The organism is Ruegeria sp. SAZD013 (assembly GCF_059612525.1).
Genome location: NZ_JBXWQT010000020.1, coordinates 104,144 through 119,183, shown reverse-complemented (window position 1 = coordinate 119,183; position 15,040 = coordinate 104,144). Strand labels below are relative to the sequence as shown.

The window sequence follows — 15,040 nt, the reverse complement described above, 5'->3', positions numbered from 1 at the left end:
TCTGTTGATTTTCTTCGTCTTATCCGCGTTGTGAGGGGTGCCAGAACGTCACCACTTTTTCGATTCCCGCCACCAGGCCATAAAAGGCCGTACCTGCGATAGCGGCAACAACGATTTCGGCCCAGACCATGTCCAACGACAATTGACCGACGCTGGTGGATATCCGAAATCCCATACCGAGTGTTGGCGATCCGAAGAATTCAGCCACGATGGCGCCAATCAAAGCCAAAGTTGTCGAAATCTTCAACCCGTTGAAAATGAAAGGCATCGCCGCAGGCAACCGCAACTTCAGAAAGCTCTGCCAATAACTTGCAGCATAGGTTTCCATCAAGTCACGCTGCATCGCTGTGGCCTCGCGCAGACCGGCCACGGTGTTGACCAGCATCGGAAAGAACACCATCACAACGACCACCGCCGCTTTGGAATGCCAATCAAACCCGAACCACATGACCAGAATGGGTGCCGTCCCCACAATAGGCAAAGCCGCGACGAAATTCCCGACTGGCAATAGCCCCAAACGCAGGAAATCCCACCGATCAACAGCAATCGCTATAAGGAAGGCCGATCCACAGCCGATGACATATCCGCTGAGCGCGCCTTTCAGGATCGTCTGAACAAAGTCGGCCCAAAGAATGTCAAGGCTACCTGCAAATCGCACCGCTATGGCGGAGGGTGCAGGCAGAATGACCAGCGGTACTTCAAGCCCGCGGACCACCAGCTCCCATGCTCCGACGATGGTCAGACCAAAAATCACCGGTGCCAGGAAGCGTACCATCTGGCTGTCGGCTTGCGGGCCACTGGCCAATCGGCTGTTCAACCACCAGCCGAAGGCCCACAGCAGCAAAGCAAAGACAACCAACATCATTGCGCCATCCCCATTCGCCTCAGAACCGACCGTTCAATCAATCCCAGCAAACCGACCAGGCACGCGGCCAGAATGGCTGCTGCAAAAAGCGCTGACCATATCTGCACGGTTTGACCATAGTAACTGCCTGCCAGCAACCGAGCGCCCAATCCTGCGACAGCGCCTGTCGGCAGCTCGCCCACGATTGCGCCGACCAGCGATGCCGCAATACCGATTTTCAACGAGGTGAACAGGTATGGCATCGACGCAGGCAAGCGCAGTTTCCAAAACCCCTGGGATTGGCTGGCATTATAGGTCCGCAACAGGTCAAGTTGCATCGCGTCAGGGCTGCGCAACCCTTTGACCATGCCTACAACAACCGGAAAAAAGCTCAGATACGCTGAGATGATCGCTTTGGGAATGATCCCCTGAACCCCAACCGAGTACAGGACCACGATAATCATCGGTGCCAGAGCGATAATCGGGATCGTCTGGCTCACGATAGCCCATGGCATGACCGACAAATCCATCACGCGGCTATGCACGATCCCAACGGCCAACAAGACTCCCAGCCCGGTCCCGATGACAAAGCCCAGAATCGTAGCGCTGAGTGTCACCCACCCATGAAAGATCAGCGATCTTTTCGAGTTGATTTTCTTCAGGACAGTTGTATCCCACAGTTCAGTCGCCACCTGATGAGGTGATGGCAAACGGGGCTTGCCCTGCTCCCAAGTTACTGGAATCGCGAACGAATTATCCAGAACCAGACCGAACTCTCCCAGATCCCGGCGCGCGCTTGCGGTGGGCGGCTGAACCTCGGCTCCACCACGTTCAAGTTCGGTCAAAACCCCTTTGATGTTCATTGGAACGCAAGCGGCATACCAGAACAGAACGATCACGGCGACGACGGTGAAAACGGCGATGATCTGCTTCATGCGTGCCACTCCATACGAAAGACGGGCACTGTGTCTGGCGGTGCAGGCAGTTCTTCGGCGGTTACATCGAACCCTTCACGGCGGTAAAACCTCTGCGCCGCCTGATTGGGTTTGTGTGTTGTCAGCCAAAGGTGGGTCCGACCCTCCTTCGCCTTGTCAACGAAACACTTGCCAATTCCCTGCCCCGTCCGGCTGCAATACAACGCACCGATTTTACTCTGTGCCGGATCAACGGACATGTAGCAATCAACCGGATCACCCGCGACCCAGATCTCACGGCTGTCGAACGCATCGCGGATCAAGGCCGCCAATTCCTCCACCGGCATTTCATCAGGCATCCAGTCCGTCTGCGAGGCCCAATTGTAAATCACGCGGGCACAAGCCGGCACGTCACCTACTACGGCCCGTCTGATGGTTTCTGCCCCCGGATCAGTCGTCATAAGAATGCCCCGCCCGCAACCCGTCGCGAACACGATGGGCCACTTCGATGAATTCTGGGGTGTCACGAATGTCCAACGGTCGTTCCTTTGGCAGCGGGCTGTCGATCACATCCGTAATCCGCCCCGGCCGCGGGCTCATCACGACAATTTTTGTGCTCAGATATACGGCTTCGGGAATCGAATGTGTCACGAAACCGATGGTTTTTTCGGTTCTTGCCCAAAGCGCCAGAAGCTGCTCGTTCAGGTGGTCGCGTACAATCTCATCCAAAGCGCCGAACGGCTCATCCATCAACAAGATATCAGCATCAAAGGCCAAGGCCCGCGCGATGCTGGCGCGCTGCTGCATCCCGCCGGATAACTGCCATGGGAATTTCCCACCGAACCCTTCAAGATCAACCAGTTCCAGGACTTTTCTCACCCTTTCTTCCTGCTCGGACGCGGAATAGCCCATGATCTCAAGAGGCAGCTTGATGTTCTTTGCTATGGTGCGCCAGGGATAAAGGCCCGCTGCCTGAAAGACATATCCATAGGCCCTGTTCCGCCGCGCTTCGTCCGCTGTCATTCCGTTGACAGTCAGCGACCCGCCGGTCGGTGACTCCAAGGCCGCGATACAGCGCAGGAAAGTGGTTTTCCCACAGCCCGAGGGGCCAATGAAACTAACAAATTCACCCTTGTCGATCGTCAGGTTCACGTCTTTCAACGCGTGAACAGGCCCGTCATTGGTTTGAAAGGTGAGGTCAAGCTGCCTTGCTTCGATGACGTGCTGGGTCGTGCTTTCAGTGGTCATTCTACTGCCTTGAAAAGAGTGGTACCGGGGCCGCCCAAATAGCGGCCCAACGGATCAAACCCCCGTCGCCGGGATACCTGTCCGCTCAACTGGCCGAGGGGCGGTTAGTTCTTTCCACGCGCTCAAAGCCTTGTTGACGGTCGTATTTGCCTCGCGCGCTACGAACTCGCCATGGCCTTCCTGCGTGCGGATTTCACCATCATGTACCGCAACCTGTCCACGGGTCAGCGTAAAGCGCGGCAAGCCTTTGACCTCTTTGCCCTCAAACACGTTGTAGTCGATCGAAGATTGCTGCGTACTGGCTCTGATCGTTTTCGTTTTCTCAGGATCCCATACGACGATATCTGCGTCCGCTCCAACAAGGATCGCGCCCTTTTTCGGATAGCAATTCAGTATCTTGGCGATGTTTGTTGAAGTCACCGCTACAAATTCGTTGGGCGTCAGGCGCCCGGTATTCACACCGTGCGTCCACAGCATAGGCATCCGATCCTCCAGACCGCCGGTCCCGTTAGGGATCTTGGTGAAATCCCCAACTCCAAAGCGTTTCTGTTCGGTCGTAAAGGCGCAATGGTCGGTTGCCACAACACTCAGCGATCCTGATTGCAGGCCATTCCACAGGCTGTCCTGGTGCTGCTTATTGCGGAACGGAGGGCTCATGACCCGCCGCGCGGCGTGATCCCAATCCTGATTGAAATATTCACTTTCATCCAGGGTAAGATGCTGAATCAGCGGTTCGCCCCACACTCTCTTGCCCTGCATTCGGGCCCGGCGAATGGCCTCATGAGACTCTTCGCAGGATGTATGAACAACATAAAGCGGCACGCCCGCCATATCAGCGATCATGATGGCCCGGTTGGTGGCCTCACCCTCCACCTGCGGTGGTCTGGAATAGGCATGCGCTTCGGGGCCAGAGTTCCCCTCGGCCAGCAGCTTGGCGCTCAGCTCGGCAACAACGTCACCATTCTCGGCATGCACCATTGCGATTCCGCCCAGTTCGGCCAAACGCCTGAACGAGGCGTAAAGCTCATCGTCATTCACCATCAATGCGCCTTTATAGGCCATGAAATGCTTGAACGTGTTGATGCCGCGCGTCTCGATCACGGTCTTGAGGTCGTCAAATACCTGTTCACCCCACCATGTCACTGCCATGTGGAACGAGTAGTCGCAATTCGCCCGCGTTGATTTGTTGTCCCAGCGCTTCAGGGCATCCAGCAGGCTTTCACCCGGATTGGGCAGCGCGAAGTCAACAACCATCGTCGTGCCCCCGGCCAGGGCCGCCCGCGTACCGCTTTCGAAATCGTCGCTGGAATAGGTGCCCATGAACGGCATTTCCAGATGGGTATGCGGATCAATCCCACCGGGAATCACATAACAGCCGGTCGCATCCAGCTCTTTATCACCTTTCAGACCCATCCCGATCCCGGTGATGACGCCGCCTTCGACCAATACATCCGCCTTGTAAGACAAATCCGCGGTGACAACGGTTCCGTTTTTGATAACAGTACTCATTTTGAACTCCCTGATGCGGTCTGCGCCGCTTGCTTCATCTGGCCAAAAATATTCCGGGGGAGTCGCCCAATGGGCGACGGGGGCAGCGCCCCCTATTCCACGATTTCGGCAGTCTCGACCACGGCATGCAGCAGGACATCTGCCCCGGCTGCTGCCCAATCCTTGCTGATCTCTTCAGCCTCATTATGGCTCAGTCCGTCGACACAGGGGCACATGACCATGGCGGTCGGGGCCACACGATTGATCCAGCAGGCATCATGCCCCGCGCCCGAGATGATGTTGGTATGCGAATAGCCCAACCTCTCAGCCGCATCGCGCACGGCAGACACGCAATCGTCGTCGAATTTAACCGGATCGAAACCGCCGACTTTCTCGAATTCGATCTGCAGGCCCATTTCTTCGACAATATCTTCCGCCGCCACCCGCAGGCGGTTTTCCATGTCGGTGATCACCTCCAGCTCGGGCGAGCGGAAATCGACCGTAAAAACGACTTTTCCGGGGATTACATTTCGCGAGTTCGGGAAAACGTCAATATGCCCCGCAGCACCAACCGCATGCGGTGCATGAGACCAGGCGATTTCGTCCACTTTCTCAAGAATGCGCGCCATCGCCAGCCCGGCATTCTTGCGCATCGGCATCGGGGTCGAACCGGTATGGGCATCCTTTCCGGTCACCGTGATCTGTGTCCAGCTCAGACCCTGACCGTGGGTAACGACGCCGATATCCTTGCCTTCGGCTTCAAGGATCGGGCCCTGTTCGATATGCAACTCAAAGAAAGCGCGCATCTTGCGCGCGCCGACTTCTTCTTCGCCGCGCCAACCGATCCGGTTCAGTTCATCCCCGAATTTCTTACCCTCGGCATCTTCACGGTCATACGCCCAAGCCTGCGTGTGCATTCCTGCAAAGACACCGGACGACAGCATGGCAGGCGCATATCGCGTCCCTTCCTCGTTGGTCCAGTTGGTCGCCACGATGGGGTGTTTTGTCTTGATCCCGAGATCGTTGAGCGTTCGGATAACTTCCAACCCGCCCAGAACGCCCAGCACACCGTCATATTTTCCACCGGTCGGCTGCGTATCGAGATGCGATCCCACATAGACCGGCAAAGCGTCCGGATCGGTGCCCTTACGATGTGCAAACATGTTGCCCATCTGGTCCAGACCCATGGTGCATCCGGCCTCTTCACACCACTTCTGGAACAAGGCGCGGCCTTCGGCATCTTCGTCAGTCAGAGTTTGCCGGTTATTCCCCCCCGCAACACCGGGACCGATCTTGGCCATCTCCATCAGGCTGTCCCACAACCTGTCGCCATTGATCCTGAGATTCTGCGCCGGAGCTGCCATTGTCTTATTCCCTGTTTGCTTGCGATTTTGCTCGCTATTGGTGTCTTGATTTGACCAACTGGTCAAACTCACGCTATCACGGGTTCGGTATCAGTCAAGAAATTGCGCGGCAAAGCCTGAAATTTCAGTGTAATCCGTGCCTATCCGACGAAAAAAGAGACACACTGAAATCATGCCGAAAGACCGCGCACCGACTCGTATCCAGAAGAAGAACCGAGCCGCGATTCTCGAGGCTGCCCTGAATGTGTTTTCCGCACACGGGTTTCGTGGGGCAACCGTCGATCAGATTGCCGCCGAGGCGGGGTTGAGCAAACCCAATCTCCTCTACTATTTCGCGTCCAAAGAGGCGATCCACACCGAATTGCTTTCGGGCTTGCTGGAAACCTGGCTGGCGCCCTTGCACGATCTGGATGAGACCGGTGATCCGATGGAGGAAATGCTGTCCTATATTCGCCGGAAACTGCAGATGAGTCAGGAGCTACCACGGGAAAGCCGCCTTTTTGCCAACGAGCTTGTGCAAGGAGCACCCCGCATTCACGATGCTTTGTCCAATGATCTCAAACAACTGGTTGACGAAAAGGTCACCATTCTCACCAATTGGATGGATCAGGGCAAAATCACGCGGCTGCACCCTTATCATCTGATGTTTTCGATCTGGGCGCTGACGCAGCATTATGCCGATTTCGACGTTCAGGTGCGGGCTATTCTGGGCGACGAAAACCCGTTTGAGGGTGCAGAACCCTTTGTCGATACGCTGTACCGAAAACTCCTGACACCATGAATTCAGGGGCCGCGTCTGCGGCCCCTGAGGGATATTCCCTGTCTCGATCATTCCGCTGCTTTGGCCATCGGATTGTTCGGGTGCGTGGTCCAGTTCGCGTAGGTCGGCTGAACCTCTTTCCCGGTGCGCGGATCGATTTCACCCGCCGCCATCGGCACCATCGAAATGCAGCCTTCGACCGGGCAGACATCAACGCAGAGGTTACAGGCGACGCATTCGTCATCCTTTACCTCAAACACACGGTCATCCGACATTGAAATCGCCTGATGGCTGGTATCTTCACAGGCGGCATAGCACCGGCCGCATTTGATGCACTGGTCCTGATCGATCTTGGCTTTGGCGATGTAGTTCAGGTTCAGGTATTGCCAATCGGTGACATTGGGCACCGCGCGTCCGATCACCTCATCAATGCTGGTATACCCCTTTTCATCCATCCATTCCGACAGACCTGCTGTCAATTCATCGATGATCTTGAACCCATAGGTCATCGCAGCGGTACAGACCTGCACCGTGCCACATCCCAGCGAAATAAACTCGGCCGCATCACGCCATGTGGTGACACCCCCGATGCCCGAGATCGGCATGCCATGCGTCGCCTCAGCCCGTGCGATTTCGGACACCATCGACAGGGCGATCGGTTTCACGGCAGGGCCACAATACCCTCCGTGGCTGCCCTTGCCATCGATCGAGGGTTCCGGGCTGAACGTGTCCAGATTGACGCTGGTGATCGAATTGATCGTGTTAATCAGCGACACCGCGTCCGCGCCACCATTTCTGGCCGCCGCCGCGGGTTTCCGGATGTCGGTGATATTCGGCGTCAGCTTCACGATGACCGGACGGTCATAGTATTGCTTGCACCAACGCGTGACCATCTCGATATATTCCGGCACCTGCCCCACGGCGGACCCCATGCCGCGCTCACTCATCCCGTGCGGGCAACCGAAGTTCAATTCGATTCCGTCCGCGCCGGTTTCGGCCACGCGCGGCAGAATGACTTTCCAGGCTTCTTCCTCGCAGGGCACCATGATCGAAGCGATCAGGGCGCGATCCGGATAGTCGGACTTGACCCGCGCCATTTCCTCGAGGTTCACCTCAAGCGGGCGGTCGGTGATCAGTTCGATATTGTTCAGTCCCAGCAAACGGCGGTCGGCACCGTAAATCGCGCCATACCGCGGGCCGTTCACATTTACGACCGGCGGTCCCTCGGACCCCAGCGTCTTCCACACAACACCGCCCCATCCGGCCTCAAACGCGCGACGAACATTGTATTCTTTGTCCGTCGGCGGCGCAGAGGCCAGCCAGTAAGGGTTGGGGCTGGAAATGCCCAGAAAGTTAGTCGTCAGATCGGCCATGGCTTCTCCCTTCCCGGCTCAGCCGGATTTTTTGAATATCATTTCGGTCGGGCGTATGCGCCCGGCCTTGAGGTTTTTGACGTAGTTCTGGAACTTTTTGGGCGCCGTCTCGCCCATCATCAGATGAATGCCCAGTGGTGCCGGGCCGGATTCGGCAATCTTTGCAAAGACGTCCTCAAAGAACTGTATCGCGAATTCGGTGCGATCCGTTTCTGTCACCAGTTCAAAACCCGCGGCGCTTGCCGCAGACTTATAAACATCCGGCGCATCCACGAACGAGGTCTCGGCAACAGTGGACCACGGCAGAGGGAAAGCCAGCGGCTCGTCCACGTCTCCGGCCATCACATCGAACAGGGCAAAAGTACCGCCCTTGGCAAGCGCCCGCGACACTTCGGCGAACAGTCCGGCCTTGTCCTTTATGTTCATGCCGACATGCATCATGACGGCCAGGTCGAACCCAGCATCCGGCACCGGCATCTCCAAAGCGCTGCCCACATGAAAGCTGGTTTTCGAGGAATGCCCGACCATATCGCTGAGAGCCCTGGCGGTTTCAACGAATTCCGGTGTCAGATCGACGCCTGTTACTGTCGAATCATAGCGATCCACGACATAGCGAGAGGTTCCGCCGATACCGCATCCGACATCCAGAACACGGGTCGCATGGGTCGGCGACAACTGCGCAAACAGGTTGTTGGTCGCCAGAACGCCGCCCGTGTGGAACTCGTCCCCCGCTTTCAGGTCTGCGACCGTGGCCGCATCCGGATCGATACCGCTGGCCTCAAGCGCCGCGCGAACGCGGTCGGCCAGTGCTCCGGTGGTGTAGTGTTGCGCTACGGCTTGTTCGATCTGGGACATGGGAATACCTCAGCAGCGAAAGGAATGGGGCGAATACCCCATCCTATCACGAAACCAGCGTCGCGTGGATGTCCATCGCAGCATCCCGGCCTTCAGCAACAGCCGTAACGGTGAGGTCTTCGCCGCCCGCCGCGCAATCTCCACCTGCCCAGACACCAGCCACGGAAGTGCGTCCCGCACCGCTGACAGCGATCTTGTTGCCGTCCAGCTTCAGCCCTTCCGGCGCACCTTCCAGCGTCTGACCGATGGCTTTGAGAACCTGATCTGCCCGCAGCCAGACCGTCTCTCCGGTTCCGGTAAGCTGACCGTTCTGGCTCGAGGTATATTCCAGCTCAATCTCGGTAGCGGCTCCATTGCCGTGTACTGCCACCGGCTGCACGTTGGTCAAAATCTGAACCCCGTGCGAGGCTGCCAGATCCTGCTCGTACCGGCTGGCACCCATGGCGTCGCGGCCCCGGCGATAGGCAATGGTGACGTTTTCGGCACCTAACAACTTGGACTTTACCGCCGCGTCCACGGCAGTCATGCCTCCGCCAATAACGACGACGTTCCGACCGACAGGAAGCTTTGCAAGATCATCAGCTTGCCGCACGTCCGCGATGAAATCGACGGCATCCCGCACGCCGTCCTTGTCAACACCATCCGCGCGCAAGGCATTGATCCCGGCAAGCCCGATGGACAGGAACACCGCGTCGTAGTTTTCGACCAGACCATCCAGTGAGATGCCTTCACCCAGAACCGACCCGGTTTCAATCGTGATACCACCGATTTTCAGCAGCCAGTCGACCTCGGCCTGCGCAAAATTGTTGGTCGATTTATAGGCGGCAATCCCATATTCGTTCAGACCGCCCGGTTTGGGCTTGCCTTCGTGGATCACCACGTCATGGCCCAGCATGGCAAGACGATGGGCGCAGGCCAGACCGGCAGGCCCTGCCCCCACGACAGCAACCGTTTTCCCGGTCGATGCCGCACGTTCAAACGGATGCGCGCCCGAGGACATAAGATCATCTGTCGCAAAGCGCTGTAGCCGTCCGATCTCGACCGGTTTGCCCTCGGCCGCCTCACGAACACAGGCCTCCTCGCACAGTGTTTCCGTCGGACAGACACGGGCGCACATTCCGCCCAGAATGTTTTGCTGAAAGATCGTTCGCCCGGCAGCCTGGGGCTGTCCGGCCTGAATCTGCCGGATGAATAGCGGAATATCGATGTCTGTCGGACACGCTGTCACGCAAGGTGCGTCATAGCAGAAATAACAACGGTCTGCTGCAACTGCGGCCTCATGCGGGGCCAATGGCGGATGCAGATCGGTGAAATTCGAGGTCAGCTCATCGCTTGAAAGCCGCCCCGCGACGATGCCGGGTGCCATCTGGCCCTGTGCCATCACTCTACTCCCTGAAGATATGTTTGTTATGACCTCAGCTTGCCACAAATAAATTTTTTATCAATTGGTAAAATTTGCCAAATGGTCAAAAAATCGAAAATCCGGGCCGTTAAACCCGGATTTATTGGCATTTTAGCTGATTTCAGGGCCGAAAAGCATTCAGACCATTTCACCAAGGTGGCAGGACTTGATCCAGACTCGGGCCCCATCAGGCCCTGCAACAGCCCGCGAGTGCGTTCCGGGAGGCAGGCGCAACCAGTCCCATTTCGAAAATTCTTCCCCCGATTCAGAGAAACTGCCCCTTATGACAAACACTTCCATGCCGTCGCGCGCGTCCAGTTCGACCACGCCCCCAGCAGCCCATGTCCGCACAAAAACGTCCTCATGATCATCTTTGAACAGCTGTACGTCAGAATAGCCATTTATCGAGCGGCGAACCTCGGTCCGGTCCTGCGGGTCAAACTGGTGCAACTTGACCAGAATGGTCGCGCCCTCGGCAGCGGACGGAGTGTGCGAGGAAGTTGGAGGGTTGCGAACATAGCTGCCGACGGGAAAATCTCCGGTCTCGTCCTGAAATACACCGTCCAGCACCAGATATTCCTCGCCGCCGTCATGGGTATGGGCGGAAAAGGTGCTGCCGGGCGCAAAGCGGACAATGGTTGTTGCACGGGCCACCTCATCACCAATCCGGTCCAGCATTTTGCGCTCGACCCCTGCTGCGGGAGAAGCGACCCATTCACTTTCGTCAAAGTGTACTGCGACCCGTTTGGTAAAATCCGCATTGATCCGCATGTGTATCCCTTTCTGAAGCGACCCCTGAAAGAAATGGGATCGCGTGATGAAATTTCAAATTATCCGCTTTTGACGCCTTGGGCCGCTTGCTGTAATCCGAACTTCAAGGTGCATGGTCAAACACCTGTCGGGAAACGGGCATAGATGCAGGCAACGTCACAGAAATTCAACGTCGCGGTCGTCGGTCAAAACAACCGTCTGCAATACGAGGCCCTGTTGTTTGCGGCTTCACTGCGCCATTCTTCACCGAAATTCGGGGGCAAACTGTTTGTCGTCACACCCAATCCGGGGCCACGCTGGAAACAGGATCCCCGCATTCAGGACGAAGATGTTCTGAAAGCCCTGAAACAACTGGATGCTGAAATTCTGCCCTTCGACTCGCATGTATTCGGTGAAAGCTATCCCTACGGCAACAAGATCGAAGCGCTGATGGCCCTGCCGGAAGATGAGCCCTTTGTGTTCTTTGACACCGACACGCTGATCACTGGCGAGATCACATCCGTCCCATTTGACTTCGACCGCCCCAGCGCGTCACTGAAAGTTGAAGGGACATGGCCCAAACCAACGCTGTATGGTCCCGGTTTTGACGGTATCTGGCGCGCACTTTACGCCCGGTTCGGGTTGGATTTCGAAAGCTCGCTGGACACCGATCAACCCCATGACCACTGGCGGCGGTACCTGTATTTCAATGCAGGCTATTTCTTCTACAAATGTCCCCGGAAATTTGGTGAGCGTTTTCTGGACTACGCCAGAACAATCCGCGACGAAAACATTCCGGAGTTGACAGGCCAAAGCCTTGACCCCTGGCTGGATCAGGCCGCCCTGCCCCTTGTCATTCACTCGTTCGGCGGTGGTCGTGATGTTTTGCCCTCTGGTTTGCTGGATGGATCCGTCAGTTGCCACTATCGCCTGTTTCCCTTGCTGTACGCCCGTGAAAGCGATCATGTGATAGACGTTTTGGAAACCATCGTCGCTCCAAACAAGGTCAAGAAGGTTCTCAAGCAATATGAGCCGCTGAAAAAGATGGTTCTGCAGGGTAAAGGCGCAAAAGTCCGCGCCCTGTTTGACCGCGATCATCTGCCACGACGTGAACAGGCCATCCGCAACACGATCAAAAGCAGGGGCCTCTGGCTGCGCTGACAGGATCGTTGTGCGCAAGCGGGCAATGGCCTACAGATTTCGCAAGACAAATTCCAACAGGAGATTTTCAAGATGTCTGACGGTCCCACCTACGGTTTCGACACGTTGCAAATTCACGCGGGCGCCCGCCCCGACCCGGCGACCGGAGCGCGCCAGACACCCATTTATCAGACCACGGCCTATGTGTTTCGCGATGCAGACCACGCAGCGGCCCTGTTCAACCTGCAAGAGGTGGGCTTTATCTATTCGCGCCTGACCAACCCAACTGTGGCTGTTCTTCAGGAGCGCGTGGCTACACTTGAGGGCGGTGTTGGCGCCGTTTGCTGTTCGTCCGGGCACGCGGCGCAGATCATGGCGCTGTTCCCGCTGATGGGTCCGGGTTGCAACGTGGTCGCCTCAACCCGTCTGTACGGCGGCACGGTCACCCAGTTCAGCCAGACAATCAAACGCTTTGGGTGGTCTGCCAAGTTTGTCGACACCGATGATCTGGACGCGGTGAAGGGCGCAATCGATGAAAATACCCGTGCGATTTTCTGCGAGTCCATCGCTAATCCCGGCGGCTATGTGACGGACATCCGTGCACTGGCAGATGTGGCCGATGCGGCGGGCATTCCGCTGATTGTCGACAACACCTCGGCAACACCATATCTGTGCCGCCCGATCGAACACGGAGCGACCCTGGTCGTGCATTCGACCACCAAGTACCTGACCGGCAACGGTACGGTCACTGGCGGTTGCATCGTGGATTCGGGCAAGTTCGACTGGTCGGCAAATGACAAGTTCCCCTCGCTCAGCCAACCCGAACCAGCCTATCATGGACTGAAGTTCCACGAAACGTTCGGACCTTTGGCCTTTACCTTCCACGGCATCGCCATCGGTCTGCGCGATCTGGGCATGACCATGAACCCGCAGGCGGCCCACTACACGCTGATGGGGATCGAAACCCTGTCGCTGCGGATGGAGCGTCATGTTGAAAACGCGCAAAAAATCGCGGCCTGGCTGGAAGCGGATGACCGGGTGGACTACGTCACCTATGCTGGATTGCTGTCATCGCCCTATCAGGATCGGGTCAAAGCTCAGTATCCACGCGGTGCCGGCGCCCTGTTCACATTCGCCGTGAAAGGTGGCTATGACGCCTGTATCAAACTGGTCAATGCGCTGGAGATTTTCAGCCACGTAGCCAATCTGGGCGACGCGCGTTCGCTGATCATTCATTCGGCTTCGACCACACATCGTCAGTTGACCCCGGAACAGCAGGAAGCCGCGGGCGCAGGTCCGGGCGTGGTGCGCGTATCCATCGGGATCGAGGACGTGAACGATCTGATTGCCGACCTTGATCAGGCTCTGGCCAAAGCAACCGCCTGACCATGACCCAGCACGATACAAACAACCTTGGCCAGCCCATCGGTTTACCGGTTTCGGGTAACTTTCCACGCCCGACACCACCCTATACGCCGATGGTGGGCCGGTATTGTTCTGTCGTGCCCCTTGATGTGAACAGGCACGCGCCCGGACTGTTCCGGGCGTTTGCCAAGGACACGGATGGCCACAACTGGACCTACCTGCCCTACGGCCCGTTTGACAGCGAACCTGAGTTCGAAGACTGGGCGCGCGCCAACTGCGTGGACGCGGACCCGATGTTCCATACCGTTCTGGACGGTGATGAGGTACCGTTGGGCATGGCTTCTTACCTCAGGATAGCTCCCGCCGCCGGAGCGATTGAGGTCGGGCATATCCACTTTTCACCCCTGCTTCAGCGCAAGCCGCAATCAACCGAAGCCATGTATCTGATGATGCGGCGCGTGTTCGATGAACTGGGTTACCGGCGATACGAGTGGAAATGCGACGCGCTGAATGGTCCGTCGCGCAGTGCGGCAGAGCGGCTTGGGTTCACCTTCGAAGGCGTGTTTCGCCAAGCAACCCACTACAAAGGGCGCAACCGCGACACGGCCTGGTATTCAATCATAGATACCGAATGGCCACGCATCCGTGATGCTTTCGAGGCCTGGTTGTCACCCGATAATTTCGACGCTTCGGGCCAACAACGAAAACCGCTGTTGGCCCGCGCGAAGGGTTGAATTCATTTGGAAATCTCGAACACCATCGAGACGCTGACAGACACCGAAACCTCACCACCTGCCACAGGTACACCCCCTGCGTCAGCCATGCTCATCATGCGCATCTCGGGCATCGGGCGCACGCCCCCCGTTTGTTCCGAAATCGTTTGCACCGCGCCAAGGGTTACACCCGCCGCCTGTGCCAGCTGCTCGGCCTTGGCCATAGCTTCGCCCACAGCTTGCGCGCGCGCTTGGGCCTCGATTGGTTTGGTATCCTGCACCCCAAAGCTCAAGCCCCCGAAATCGTTGGCGCCATCCTGAATGACCGCATCCATGATACTTCCTAGTTTGGACAGATCACGCACACGCACAAACACGCGGTTCGAGGCAGCGAATCCCGAGATTTCCGGTGTTTCTCCATTCTGCCCGTGCCGCCCGGACCAAACAGGGGAAAGCGACAGATCGCGGGTCTGGATATCGCGGTCTTCAATCCCCATCCCGGTCAGGCGCGCAAGCATCTTCGCAACTGAGTCCGAGGTGGCCTGCATCGCCGCCGAAGCCTCGGCGTTTTCATTTGTCACACCCAATGTGATCGTCGCCATATCGGGGGCAACCACTATGGTTCCAGTTGCGTCAACTGTGATGCGACGTTCTTCCGCATGGGCAAGTCCAGCGGTCGTTGCGGCCATCATCGCGGCCAGAAAAGCGAATGTCTTCAATGTTATCACTCCGATTTGCTTGGGTTAAAGATGGGTCGGCGATGCATTGCCATACAAGAGGAGAGTTTGCCTTTTTCTTTCCCTCGGCAAGTTCCTGCTTTAATG

The 15,040-nt window shown here is 57.2% G+C and carries 15 protein-coding genes; 4 read left to right on the top strand and 11 right to left on the bottom strand.

Annotated features, from left to right (window positions below):
* Nucleotides 1-19 precede the first annotated feature (19 nt).
* The 6 genes from AC2FLU_RS06830 to AC2FLU_RS06805 form a co-directional block, all read right to left on the bottom strand.
* Nucleotides 20-865 carry an ABC transporter permease gene (locus tag AC2FLU_RS06830; RefSeq protein ID WP_480516704.1) on the bottom strand — a complete coding sequence of 282 codons (846 nt, stop codon included), beginning with the start codon at nt 863-865 and terminating at the stop codon, nt 20-22.
* Nucleotides 862-1,779, bottom strand: a complete 918-nt coding sequence (locus tag AC2FLU_RS06825) for an ABC transporter permease (RefSeq protein WP_480516702.1) — start codon at nt 1,777-1,779, stop codon at nt 862-864. Before AC2FLU_RS06825 ends, AC2FLU_RS06830 begins: the two co-directional genes overlap by 4 nt.
* Nucleotides 1,776-2,219, bottom strand: coding sequence for a GNAT family N-acetyltransferase (locus tag AC2FLU_RS06820; protein ID WP_480558634.1), 444 nt, complete (start codon nt 2,217-2,219; stop codon nt 1,776-1,778). Before AC2FLU_RS06820 ends, AC2FLU_RS06825 begins: the two co-directional genes overlap by 4 nt.
* Nucleotides 2,209-3,006, bottom strand: a complete 798-nt coding sequence (locus tag AC2FLU_RS06815) for an ABC transporter ATP-binding protein (RefSeq protein WP_480553271.1) — start codon at nt 3,004-3,006, stop codon at nt 2,209-2,211. Before AC2FLU_RS06815 ends, AC2FLU_RS06820 begins: the two co-directional genes overlap by 11 nt.
* Before the next feature lie 54 nt (nt 3,007-3,060).
* Nucleotides 3,061-4,515 (bottom strand): dihydropyrimidinase, encoded by a 1,455-nt coding sequence (gene hydA / locus AC2FLU_RS06810; RefSeq protein WP_496808584.1) that lies wholly within the window; start codon nt 4,513-4,515, stop codon nt 3,061-3,063.
* Between the two features lie 92 nt (nt 4,516-4,607).
* The gene (locus AC2FLU_RS06805) at nt 4,608-5,858 is read right to left on the bottom strand and encodes a Zn-dependent hydrolase (protein WP_496808585.1); all 1,251 of its coding nucleotides are present in this window, start codon (nt 5,856-5,858) and stop codon (nt 4,608-4,610) included.
* Nucleotides 5,859-6,030: 172 nt separating this feature from the next.
* Here AC2FLU_RS06805 and AC2FLU_RS06800 point away from each other — a divergent pair, with 172 nt between their 5' ends.
* Entirely contained in the window at nt 6,031-6,639 is a 609-nt protein-coding gene (locus AC2FLU_RS06800) for a TetR family transcriptional regulator C-terminal domain-containing protein (RefSeq protein ID WP_480516692.1), read from the top strand.
* Between the two features lie 47 nt (nt 6,640-6,686).
* Here AC2FLU_RS06800 and preA read toward each other — a convergent pair whose 3' ends face one another.
* The 4 genes from preA to AC2FLU_RS06780 all read right to left on the bottom strand — a co-directional run bounded on the left by preA (nt 6,687) and on the right by AC2FLU_RS06780 (nt 11,019).
* Entirely contained in the window at nt 6,687-7,991 is a 1,305-nt protein-coding gene (preA, locus tag AC2FLU_RS06795; RefSeq protein WP_480516690.1) for an NAD-dependent dihydropyrimidine dehydrogenase subunit PreA, read from the bottom strand.
* A gap of 18 nt (nt 7,992-8,009) precedes the next feature.
* On the bottom strand, nt 8,010-8,846 hold the full coding sequence (locus tag AC2FLU_RS06790) for a class I SAM-dependent methyltransferase (RefSeq protein ID WP_480553266.1): 837 nt from the start codon (nt 8,844-8,846) through the stop codon (nt 8,010-8,012).
* Between the two features lie 46 nt (nt 8,847-8,892).
* Complete coding sequence (locus tag AC2FLU_RS06785; RefSeq protein ID WP_496811918.1) at nt 8,893-10,227, bottom strand: NAD(P)-dependent oxidoreductase; 1,335 nt, start codon at nt 10,225-10,227, stop codon at nt 8,893-8,895.
* A gap of 159 nt (nt 10,228-10,386) precedes the next feature.
* Nucleotides 10,387-11,019, bottom strand: coding sequence for a cupin domain-containing protein (locus tag AC2FLU_RS06780; protein ID WP_480553264.1), 633 nt, complete (start codon nt 11,017-11,019; stop codon nt 10,387-10,389).
* A 144-nt stretch (nt 11,020-11,163) separates the two neighbouring features.
* On the opposite strand from AC2FLU_RS06780, the gene AC2FLU_RS06775 reads away from it, so the two are divergent.
* The 3 genes from AC2FLU_RS06775 to AC2FLU_RS06765 all read left to right on the top strand — a co-directional run bounded on the left by AC2FLU_RS06775 (nt 11,164) and on the right by AC2FLU_RS06765 (nt 14,237).
* On the top strand, nt 11,164-12,159 hold the full coding sequence (locus AC2FLU_RS06775) for a GT-B fold glycosyltransferase domain-containing protein (protein WP_480553262.1): 996 nt from the start codon (nt 11,164-11,166) through the stop codon (nt 12,157-12,159).
* A gap of 72 nt (nt 12,160-12,231) precedes the next feature.
* Entirely contained in the window at nt 12,232-13,524 is a 1,293-nt protein-coding gene (locus tag AC2FLU_RS06770) for an O-acetylhomoserine aminocarboxypropyltransferase/cysteine synthase family protein (protein ID WP_480553261.1), read from the top strand.
* Between the two features lie 2 nt (nt 13,525-13,526).
* Nucleotides 13,527-14,237 carry a GNAT family N-acetyltransferase gene (locus AC2FLU_RS06765; protein WP_480516680.1) on the top strand — a complete coding sequence of 237 codons (711 nt, stop codon included), beginning with the start codon at nt 13,527-13,529 and terminating at the stop codon, nt 14,235-14,237.
* A 2-nt stretch (nt 14,238-14,239) separates the two neighbouring features.
* On the opposite strand, the gene AC2FLU_RS06760 is transcribed toward AC2FLU_RS06765, so the two are convergent.
* A complete protein-coding gene (locus tag AC2FLU_RS06760) occupies nt 14,240-14,944 on the bottom strand; it encodes an SIMPL domain-containing protein (protein WP_480516678.1) in 705 nt (234 codons plus the stop codon).
* Between the last annotated feature and the right edge of the window lie 96 nt (nt 14,945-15,040).